Consider the following 9,484-nt stretch of genomic DNA (forward strand, 5'->3'; position numbering starts at 1 on the left):
GTCCTCGGGCTCGCCCGCTCCGACGACTCGGCCGCCGCACTCGCCGCGGCGGGCGCCGAGGTGTGCCGCGGGACGCTCGACGACCTCGGCGCCCTGCGCGGCGCGGCCGCCGACTCCGACGCCGTGATCCACCTCGCCTACAAGCACGACCTCATGACGGCCGGTGACTCCGACGCGGCCGTCGGGGCGGACCGGCTGGTCATCGACGCGTTCGGCGAGGCGCTGGCCGGTTCCGGACGCCCGTTCGTCATCGCCGGCGGAACCCTCGGGGCGACGCCGGGGCGGATTCTCACGGAAGAGGACGGCCATGTGTCCGTCGAGGGCGGCGGCCTGGCCTCGCGAGGGGCCAACGCGGAGGCGGCGCTCGCCCTCGCCGGGCGCGGCGTCCGCTCGTCCGTCGTACGGCTCGCCCCGACCGTGCACGGCGACGGGGACCACGGCTTCCTCTCCGTCCTCGTCGCCATCGCCCGCGACAAGGGCGTCTCCGGCTACATCGGCGACGGCGCCGCCCGCTGGTCCGCCGTGCACCGGTCGGATGCCGCGCGCCTCTTCCGGCTCGCGGTGGAGAGCGCCCCGGCGGGCTCTACGCTGCACGCGGCCGGGGACGAGGGGGTGCCGATCCGCGACATCGCCGAGGCGATCGGCCGCCACCTCAAGGCGCCCACGGCCTCGATCTCACGGGAGGACGCGGCCGGGCACTTCACCTGGCTGGCGCCCATGCTCGACCTGGACAGCCCCGCCTCCAGCGCCCGTACGCGCGAACTGCTGGACTGGCGGCCGACCGGCCCGTCCCTCCTCGACGACCTGGACGAGGGGCACTACTTCGCCGACCGGGCGGCCTGACCACAGAGGCCGCTCTTCTCACCCCTCGCGTTCCGGCGCCGCGTCGCCCAGGGGTACGGGCGCGGGGGAGGGGGCTGCGAAGCCGGTGGTGAGGACGGCGAGGCGGGCGAGCAGCGCGTCGGCGAGCGGGAAGCCGCCGTCGCGGTGCAGCCAGCGGTTCAGGGTGGTCGAATAGCAGTCGAAGACCAGGTCGGCGACGTCCTCGGGGTCCAGGTCGGCGCGGATCTCGCCGTTTCGCCGGCCCCGGGCGGCGGTGGCGGCGAACGCGCGGGGCGTGGCGGTGCCGAGGGCGAAGGCGCTGTACAGCACCCCGTCGTCGTGCAGCTCCTTGGACAGGGCGTAGTCCCGCTCGTTCAGCTCCGCCAGTGCGCGCAGCTCGCCCGCCAGCGCCTCGACGGCGGTCCTGCCGTCGGACGCATCCGCCTGGTCCCGTCGGTCCAGGAGCTCGTGGCGCTGCCGGAGCCAGGCGGCGACGAAGTCCTCCTTGCGGCGGAAGTGATTGAAGGCCGTCTGGCGTCCCGCGTCCGCGCGCTCGGCGATGTGGTCGTAGGTGGTGGCCGCGTACCCCTGGGCCGCGAACAGCTCCAGGGCCGCGGCGAGCAGCCGCTCCCGTGTCGCGCTGCGGCGCCGCCCTCGCCGGTCGCTCGGCGGCGGCCCGCCCTCCGGTTCCTGTGGTGCTGTCGGTCTCACCTTTCCGAGCGTACTTGAATCCCTAATTGTACGGGAGTACATATTGGTACTGGAATACAGTTAAGACTCATGAGGAGGCCGCACGATGGCTGTTCCCTATGCCCTCGGTCTGCACGAGATCGCCCCGGACACGTACGCCTATCTCCAGCCCGACGGCTCCTGGGGCTGGAGCAACGCCGGACTGATCGTCTCCGGCGACCAAGGGCTGCTGGTCGACACGCTGTTCACCGTCCCGCTCACCCGCGACATGCTCGACACGGTGGCCCGGACCCTGCCCGGCGTCACGATCGGCGCCCTGGTCAACAGCCACTGCGACGGCGACCACTGGTGGGGCAACCAACTGCTCCCGGACGCCGAGATCATCGCCTCGGAGGCCGCCGCGACCGAGATGCGCCAGGACCATCTGCACGAGGTGCTCAGTGCGCCGACGGCGCCGGGCGCGGCCCCGCTGCCGGGCGTCGTCGAGCGGATGCGCCGGACCTTCGACTTCGGCGGGATCACCCCCACGCCGCCGACCCGGACCTTCAGCGGCGAACTGGAGCTGAAGGTCGGCGAGCGCACTGTCCGGCTGATCGAGGTCGGCCCCGCCCACACCGCCGGGGACGTGCTGGTCCACGTACCGGACTCCGGCGTGCTGTTCACCGGCGACATGCTCTTCATCGGCGGCCACCCGGTGATCCACAGCGGCCCCGCGCAGAACTGGATCGCCGCCTGCGACCTGATGCTCGGCCTGGATGTCGGGACGATCGTGCCCGGACACGGCCCGGTCATCGGCAAGTCCGAGGTCCGGGACTTCCGCGACTACCTGGAGCGGGTGCGAGACCACGCCGTCCGTACGCACCGGGCGGGCATACCCGCGGTGCGCGCCGCCCAGGAGATGGACCTCGACGGCTTCGCCCACTGGGACGACCCCGAGCGCCTGGTCCTCAACATCGGCGCCATCCACCGGGAGCTGAACGGCGACGGCACGCCGCGGGAGATGGACCTGATGGGCCGCATGGACGAGTACGACGAGTACACAGCGCCGCCCGTCGCGCTCCGCGGCGCGCCTCGCATCGCCCCGCGGCCCGCGGACGAGATCGCCCCCCTGGCGGCCCGCCTCGACGGATCCCCCGCGCGGCTGCTCGACGACGACGGCACCGGCCCGATGGGCGGCATCCCGCTCCTCAACGTCCTGGCGACCATCGGCAACCACCCCGACCTGCTGGTCGCCCTCGCGCCCCTGCTCGCCGGCCTCACCGAGGGGCTGCTCCCGGCCCGCGAACGCGAACTCGCGATCCTGCGGACCGCGCATCGCACCGGCTCGTCCTACGAGTGGGAACACCACGCCCGCATCGGCGCCGCCGCCGGCCTCACCGCCCCCGAGATCGCCCGTGTCCCGCTCGGCCCGGACGGCTCCGGCTGGGACGAGGCCGACCGGACGCTGCTACGGGCCGTCGACGAGCTGTACGAGGCCCACGCACTGTCCTCGGCCACCTGGCGGCGGCTGGCCGCGCACCACTCCACGGCCCAACTGCTGGAACTGCTCGCCCTCGTCGGCACGTACGCGATGATCGCCGGAATCCTCAAGTCCTGCCGCGTCCCGCTGGACGCCTGGCTCACCGAGTCCGCGTAAGACCCCGCGCAAGGCGCGGTCAGAAGTCGTACGGCTTCTTGGTGTTCCAGTTCAGGACGTCGGCCTCGTTCCAGCTGAACTGCGGCTTGTCGCCCTTGGAGACGACGGAGTAGGAGGGGCCGGCGTGGCCGTCCGCGCCGCGCAGCGCGAAGGCGAGGGACGTGGCGGTGTGGTGCTTCGAGCCGTAGTCGAAGAGGTTCACCGCGCTGTAGGCCTTGCCGCCGGGCTGGAGCGTGATGCGCCCGCCGCTGCCCGCCTCGTCCTTCTTCGAGTGCGGCAGCGCGGCGGCATCGGCGTCGCCGCCGAGCTTCACGGACGGGTACGAGGCCACCCAGCAGGGCTTGTCGCCCTTGTTCGACGCGGTGAGCAGCAGGTGGTCGCCCTGCTCTCCGGCGAACCGGTGCACCGCGGTGACCAGCATCTCGTCGCCGCGGCACTGCTGGGCGCCGGCGGTGGTCCCGGTGCTCTGCTCGGCAGTGCTGCTCGCGCTGCCGGCCAGCTCCGTGCCGCTCTTGCCGGCCCCGCCGCCGAACGCGGACCGCCCCTGCGCGGAACCGGCGGCGCTGCCGCCGCCCGATGCCTTGGACGACCCGCCGTCCGAGCCGCCGCAGGCGGTCAGTCCCAGCGCCAGCGCCGCGGTGACGGTGGCCAGAGCGGCGGTACGAATCCGGGAAGTACGCATGTCAGGTTCTCCCTGCCTCTCGTGCGGGACGTTCCTTCGGCCGTTCCCGCCCTGTGCACACCACTGTTCCCGCCGCCGCTGACGTTCCGGAAACGCCTCACTTACGTCCCGCTGAGGGCCTGTTCGCAGGGCCTTTCCGGGTGCCGGCCAGGCCGGGCCGGCACCCGTGGCGCAGGCGACGTCAGCGCATGAAGACACCGCCGTTGATGTCGTACGTCGCGCCGGTGATGAAGCCCGCGTCGTCGGTGGACAGGTACGCGACCAGGCCGGCGATCTCGGCGGGGTGGGCTATGCGGCCGACCGGGATCTGGGCGGCGAGTTCGGCCTGCTTCTCGGCCCCGATGGTGTGCACCATCGGGGTTTCGATCATGCCGGGGGCGACGGCGTTCACGGTGACGCCGTCGGCGGCGAGCTCGGCGGCGAAACTGCGGGTCATGGCCAGCAGCGCGGCCTTCGAGACGCCGTAGTGCGCGCCGGTGGGCCGGGCCTGCTGGCCCGACAGCGACGCGATGTTGACGATGCGGCCGAACCCGCGGCTGCGCATGGGCTCGGCGAGGGCGCGGGTGAGGAAGAACGCGGCGCGGACGTTGACCGCGAACACCGCGTCCCATTCGGCGGGGTCGATGTCCCAGAGCCCGCGCATGGGCGCCATGGCGGCGTTGTTGACGAGGATGTCGACCGGGCCGAGGCCCCGTACGGCCTCGGCGCAGGCGTCGTCGAGCCGGTCGAGGTCGGCCAGGTCGGCGGTGATCGCCAGCGCGCGGTCGCCGAGGCGCGCGGCGGTCTCGCCGTTGGCCCGCGCGTCGTGGTCGAGCAGCGCCACCTGTGCGCCGCGGGCGTGCAGGCCCTCGGCGATGGCGGCGCCGAGCCCCTGCGCGGCCCCGGTGACCAGGGCCGTTCTGCCGGACAGTTCAAGGGTTGTCATGCGGGAGCTCCTCGGTGGTGCTAGCGGGTGGCGAAGAACAGGTCGTGGCCGATGCGTGCGTCGATCTCCAGGTAGCGCCACAGCGGGAACCCGTCCACCTGCTCGGTGCGCACGATCCCGCAGACGCTCTGCACGGCGGCGAGGTCGGGCGCGTCGGCGAGTACGTACGAGATGGGTTCACGGGCGCCGGTGCCGACCTGGAGAAGGTCCTCGTCGAGCGTGCCGAGCACCGTGACGCCGAAGCGCTCACCGAGCCGGTCGAACGCCGGCGGGATCGCCTCGAAGACGCGGGTCTGCTCGTCGGCCGGTGCGGCGTAGAACTCGCGGGTCACCCAGATGCGGAACAGGACACGCAGCTGACCGGATGTGGACATGCCGCTCCCTTCGTTTGCCACGGGGGCATGTGTAGAGGATTATCGAACTGTCTCGACGGTATCAAACAGTTAGGCAGTTATCTAAATGAAGCAGGAGCGGGGCGCGGAGCAGGGCGCAGGCCGGGGAGTAGGGCGGGGCGAAGGGCGGGGCGCAGGGGCGCGACGGTCGGCCGCGGCGGACGCGGACCAGCCGGACCGCGACGGAATCAGGCTCGACGCCGTGCTCCACGCCGCGGCCGACCCGATCCGCAGGCACATGCTCGGGGTGCTGGCCGAGCGCGGCGAGGTGACGGCCGCGGAGATGAATCTGCCGGTCACCCGGGCCACCGGCAGCTACCACTGCCGCATCCTGCGCCAGGCCGGCTGGACGCACACACAGGTACGGGGCCGGGAGCGTTATCTGTCGCTGCGCAGGGAAGAACTCGACGCGCTCTACCCCGGCCTGGTGGACGCGGTGCTCACCGCCGAGCGGACCGAGCAGGAGCGGCCGGCGCAGGCGAAGTGAGCGGCGCTGCCGGTACGGCCGGCGTGAGCGAAGCGGGAGACGGGAGCGATGACGCCGCCTGCGGCCGGCCCCACGCCCGTACGCCCTCCGGCCGCATCCGCCCCCGTGCTCGTACGTCCTCCGGGCGCGCCCGCCCCGTCGGCCTCAGACCAGGCTCTCCCGCCAAGCCCGGTGCAGGTCCGCGAACCGGCCCGTGCCCGCGATCAGTTCGGCCGGTGTGCCGTCCTCGACGACATGGCCGTCGGCCATGACCAGCACCCGGTCCGCGATCTCCACCGTCGAGAGGCGGTGCGCGATGACCACGGCCGTACGGCCGCGCAGCACCGTGTCCATGGCGCGCTGCACGGCCCGTTCGCCGGGGATGTCGAGCGAGGACGTGGCCTCGTCGAGGATGAGGACGGCCGGGTCGGCGAGCAGCGCGCGGGCGAAGGCGACGAGCTGCCGCTGGCCCGCCGAGATGCGGCCGCCGCGCTTGCGTACGTCCGTGTCGTAGCCGTCCGGCAGGGCGTCGATGAACTCGTGCGCGCCGATCGCCTTCGCCGCCTGCTCGATCTCCTCGGGCGTGGCGTCCGGCTTGCCGATGGCGATGTTCTCGCCGACCGTGCCGGAGAAGAGGAACGCCTCCTGCGTCACCATCACCACCGTGCCGCGCAGCTCCACCGTCGCCAGGTCGGCGAGCGGCACCCCGTCCAGCAGCACCCGGCCGCCCGTCGGGTCGTAGAACCGGGCGAGCAGCTTCGCCAGCGTCGACTTGCCCGCGCCGGTCGCCCCGACGATCGCGACCGTCTCCCCGGCGCGCAGCGTCAGATCGAAGCGGGGCAGCACCTCCGCGCCGCCCTCGCGGTACGCGAAGCGCACCCCGTCGAAGACGACCTCCCGGCCGGGCCGGCCGGCGCGGGGCTCGGGCAGCGGGCGCGGCGAGGCCGGCTCCGGCACGGAGGGCCGCTGGGCCAGCAGTCCCGCGATCTTCTCCAGCGAAGCGGCCGCCGATTGGTAGGAGTTGAGGAACATCCCCAGCCGGTCGATCGGGTCGTACAGCCGCCGCAGATAGAGCACGGCCGCCGCGAGCACGCCCAGCGCCAGCCCGCCGGAGGCGACGCGGTACGCGCCCCACAGCACGAGCGCGGCCAGCGCCGTGTTCGCCACGAGCCGCGACGAGACGACGTACCGGGCCATCTCCAGTATCGCCGTGCCGTTGAGCCGCTCGTGGTAGCGGTTGAGCTCCGCGAACTGCGCCTCGTTGACGCGCTCCCGGCGGAACGCCTGCACGGGGCGGATGCCGTTCATGGTCTCCGCGAACTTCACGATCACCCGCGCCACGGCCGTGGACCGGGCCCGGTAGGCGATCATCGAACGGAGCCGGAAGTTCCGTATCAGCAGGTACAGCGGCGCGAAGACGAGCAGCGCCGCGCCGCCCAGCCCCCAGTCCAGGTAGAGCAGCATCGCCGAGATGAACACCGTCGACAGGGCGATGCCGATCAGTTCCTGGAGCCCGTCGCTCAGCAGCTCGCGGATCGACTCGACGTCCGTGGTGGCGCGGGAGATGAGCCGCCCGGAGGTGTAGCGGTCGTGGAAGTCCACGCTCAGCGCCTGCGCGTGCCGGAAGATCCGGCCCCGCAGGTCGAGCAGCGCGTCCTGGCCAATCCACGCCGCGAGCCGTACGAACGCGAGCTGGAGCGCCCCCGCGAGCAGCGCGCAGACCACATAGGCCGCGCCGACCGCGATCAGGGGCCCGTAGTCGTGCTTCCGGAACGCGGGCACCCCGCGGTCGATGGCGAACGCGACGAGCAGCGGCCCCGCCTGCACCGCCGCCTGCTGGAGCAGCAGGACGGCGACGCACACCCACACCCGCCCGTGGGCGGGCTTCAGCAGCGAGCGGAGCAGCGCGCGGGACGCGCCCTTGGGCGCGGGCAGCACGTCCTTGTCGAACGCGTCGTCCGCGAGGGCGGGCGCGGGGCGCTCGTCGTCGGCGGCGGACTGGTCCGAGACGACGGTGCTCATCGTCGTACGCCCCCTTCGTGGCTGTCGTGGCTGTCGTGGCTGTCGTGGCGGTCCTGGCCGTCGTGGCCGGACATCAGCGACGCGTACTCCGCGTTGCCGTGCAGCAGTTCCTGGTGGGTGCCGACGGCCGCTATCCGGCCGCCGGACAGCAGCGCGACCCGGTCGGCGAGCAGGACCGTGGACGGGCGGTGCGCCACGATCAGCGCCGTCGTGGACGCCAGCACCTCCCGCAGCGCCGCCTCCACCAGCGCCTCCGTATGCACGTCGAGCGCGGACAGCGGATCGTCGAGCACGAGGAACCGCGGTCTGCCCACCACGGCGCGGGCCAGCGCGAGCCGCTGCCGCTGGCCGCCGGAGAGGCTGAGCCCCTGCTCGCCGACCTGCGTCCGCGCGCCGTGCGGCAACTCGTGCACGAACCCGGCCTGCGCCACCTCCAGCGCCCGCACCAGGTCCTCCTCCGCCACGTCCTCGCCGCCCATCAGGACGTTCTCCCCGACCGTCGCCGAGAAGAGCGTGGCCTCCTCGAAGGCCACGGCGACCAGCGCGCGCACCCTCTCGCGCGGCAGCGCCGCCACATCCGCGCCGTCGAGCGTGATGCGGCCCGCGGTCGGCTCCTGGAGCCGGGGGATCAGCGTCGTGAGCGTCGTCTTGCCGCTGCCCGTGGCCCCGACGAGCGCCATGGTCTCGCCGGGCCGGACATGCAGATGCACGTCGTGCAGCACGGCCGGGGCGTGCGGCGGCGCGTCGGGGTAGCGGAACCCGACGCCGTCGAGCCGCAGCCCGCCGTCCGCACGGCTCTCGCGCGCGCCTCCCGCCGCCTGGGAGCGGGCCGGTACGTCCTCGGGCACCGGCGCGTCCAGCACCTCGAACAGCCGGTCCGTCGCCGTCGCCGAGTCGTTGCTGATGGCGAGCAGGAAGCCGATGGACTCGACCGGCCAGCGCAGCGCGAGCGCGGTCGACAGGAACGCCACCAGCGTCCCCGCCGACAGCACCCCGTCGGCCACCTGCACCGTGCCGAGCACCAGCGCCGCCGCGATCGCCAGCTCCGGCAGCGTCGTGATCAGCCCCCAGAGCCAGCCCAGCAGCCCCGCCTTGCGCAGCTCCGTCCCCCGCACCCGGCGCGACAGCCCCCGGAACGCGCGCTCCTGCGCCCGGTGCTGGCCGAAGCCCTTGATGATGCGGATGCCCAGCACGCTCTCCTCGACGACCGTCGTCAGATCGCCGATCTGGTCCTGCGAGGCGCGCGCCGCCACCGCGTAACGGTGCTCGAAGACCGAGCACAGCGCCACGATCGGGACGATCGGCGCCAGCAGCACCAGCCCCAGCGTCCACTGCTGGACGAACAGGATGACGCAGCCGACGACGATCGTGACCCCGTTGACCAGCAGGAACATCATGGGGAAGGCCATGAACATGCGCAGCAGCATCAGATCGGTCGTGGCCCGCGAGAGCAACTGCCCCGAGGGCCAGCGGTCGTGGAAGGAGACCGGGAGCCGCTGGAGATGCCGGTAGAGGTCCCGGCGCATGTCCGCCTCGATCCGGGCGAGGGGCCGCGCCACCAGCCACCGCCGCAGCCCGAACAGCGCCGCCTCCGCGAACCCGAGGAGCAGCAGCATCCCGCCGCCCAGCCACACGCCCGACGGGTCGCGGTCGGCGACCGGGCCGTCCACGATCCACTTGAGCGCGAGCGGAATGACCAGGCTCAGGCAGGACGCCACGACGGCGACCACCGCCGCCGTGACGAGCCGGGCACGCACCGGCCGCAGATAGGGCCGCAGGCGCAGCAGTGAACGGACGGCGGAGCGACGCGGCGCGCGCTCCGCGTCCTCCGTCGGCTGGGGTACCTCGC

9 protein-coding genes are annotated in these 9,484 nt (G+C 73.2%); 3 read left to right on the forward strand and 6 right to left on the reverse strand.

Annotation, left to right across the window (positions count from 1 at the left end; all coding sequences use genetic code 11):
* The coding region (locus ACFU99_RS21105) for an SDR family oxidoreductase (RefSeq protein WP_384394212.1) at positions 1 to 843 on the forward strand (843 nt) is incomplete at its 5' end.
* 18 nt (positions 844 to 861) lie between these two features.
* Here the strand turns inward: ACFU99_RS21105 and ACFU99_RS21110 are convergent.
* Positions 862 to 1,533, reverse strand: coding sequence for a TetR/AcrR family transcriptional regulator (locus tag ACFU99_RS21110; RefSeq protein ID WP_384394213.1), 672 nt, complete (start codon positions 1,531 to 1,533; stop codon positions 862 to 864).
* 85 nt (positions 1,534 to 1,618) lie between these two features.
* On the opposite strand from ACFU99_RS21110, the gene ACFU99_RS21115 reads away from it, so the two are divergent.
* Positions 1,619 to 3,148, forward strand: coding sequence for an MBL fold metallo-hydrolase (locus ACFU99_RS21115; protein ID WP_384394215.1), 1,530 nt, complete (start codon positions 1,619 to 1,621; stop codon positions 3,146 to 3,148).
* Between the two features lie 19 nt (positions 3,149 to 3,167).
* Here ACFU99_RS21115 and ACFU99_RS21120 read toward each other — a convergent pair whose 3' ends face one another.
* From ACFU99_RS21120 to ACFU99_RS21130, 3 genes are all read right to left on the reverse strand, one after another.
* On the reverse strand, positions 3,168 to 3,830 hold the full coding sequence (locus ACFU99_RS21120) for a DUF4232 domain-containing protein (protein ID WP_384394217.1): 663 nt from the start codon (positions 3,828 to 3,830) through the stop codon (positions 3,168 to 3,170).
* A gap of 181 nt (positions 3,831 to 4,011) precedes the next feature.
* Positions 4,012 to 4,755 (reverse strand): SDR family NAD(P)-dependent oxidoreductase, encoded by a 744-nt coding sequence (locus tag ACFU99_RS21125; protein WP_384394219.1) that lies wholly within the window; start codon positions 4,753 to 4,755, stop codon positions 4,012 to 4,014.
* 20 nt (positions 4,756 to 4,775) lie between these two features.
* Positions 4,776 to 5,129, reverse strand: coding sequence for a hypothetical protein (locus ACFU99_RS21130; RefSeq protein ID WP_384394221.1), 354 nt, complete (start codon positions 5,127 to 5,129; stop codon positions 4,776 to 4,778).
* 85 nt (positions 5,130 to 5,214) lie between these two features.
* On the opposite strand from ACFU99_RS21130, the gene ACFU99_RS21135 reads away from it, so the two are divergent.
* Entirely contained in the window at positions 5,215 to 5,634 is a 420-nt protein-coding gene (locus ACFU99_RS21135) for an ArsR/SmtB family transcription factor (protein WP_384394223.1), read from the forward strand.
* A 144-nt stretch (positions 5,635 to 5,778) separates the two neighbouring features.
* Here ACFU99_RS21135 and ACFU99_RS21140 read toward each other — a convergent pair whose 3' ends face one another.
* Together ACFU99_RS21140 and ACFU99_RS21145 are read right to left on the reverse strand one after the other, a co-directional pair.
* Complete coding sequence (locus ACFU99_RS21140; RefSeq protein WP_384394224.1) at positions 5,779 to 7,635, reverse strand: ABC transporter ATP-binding protein; 1,857 nt, start codon at positions 7,633 to 7,635, stop codon at positions 5,779 to 5,781.
* Positions 7,632 to 9,422, reverse strand: a complete 1,791-nt coding sequence (locus ACFU99_RS21145) for an ABC transporter ATP-binding protein (RefSeq protein ID WP_384394226.1) — start codon at positions 9,420 to 9,422, stop codon at positions 7,632 to 7,634. The genes ACFU99_RS21140 and ACFU99_RS21145 overlap by 4 nt, the downstream gene beginning before the upstream one ends.
* Positions 9,423 to 9,484 lie beyond the last annotated feature (62 nt).

Origin of the sequence: Streptomyces sp. NPDC057654, from assembly GCF_042800135.1 — a bacterium.
Taxonomy (GTDB): Bacteria; Actinomycetota; Actinomycetes; order Streptomycetales; family Streptomycetaceae; genus Streptomyces.

Bases quoted from the DNA above. Each gene is read 5' to 3' on its own strand.
- ACFU99_RS21115 (WP_384394215.1), top strand. From the start codon at position 1,619: ATGGCTGTTCCCTATGCCCTCGGTCTGCACGAGATCGCCCCGGACACG.
- ACFU99_RS21120 (WP_384394217.1), bottom strand. From the start codon at position 3,830: ATGCGTACTTCCCGGATTCGTACCGCCGCTCTGGCCACCGTCACCGCG.
- ACFU99_RS21125 (WP_384394219.1), bottom strand. From the start codon at position 4,755: ATGACAACCCTTGAACTGTCCGGCAGAACGGCCCTGGTCACCGGGGCC.
- ACFU99_RS21130 (WP_384394221.1), bottom strand. From the start codon at position 5,129: ATGTCCACATCCGGTCAGCTGCGTGTCCTGTTCCGCATCTGGGTGACC.
- ACFU99_RS21135 (WP_384394223.1), top strand. From the start codon at position 5,215: ATGAAGCAGGAGCGGGGCGCGGAGCAGGGCGCAGGCCGGGGAGTAGGG.
- ACFU99_RS21140 (WP_384394224.1), bottom strand. From the start codon at position 7,635: ATGAGCACCGTCGTCTCGGACCAGTCCGCCGCCGACGACGAGCGCCCC.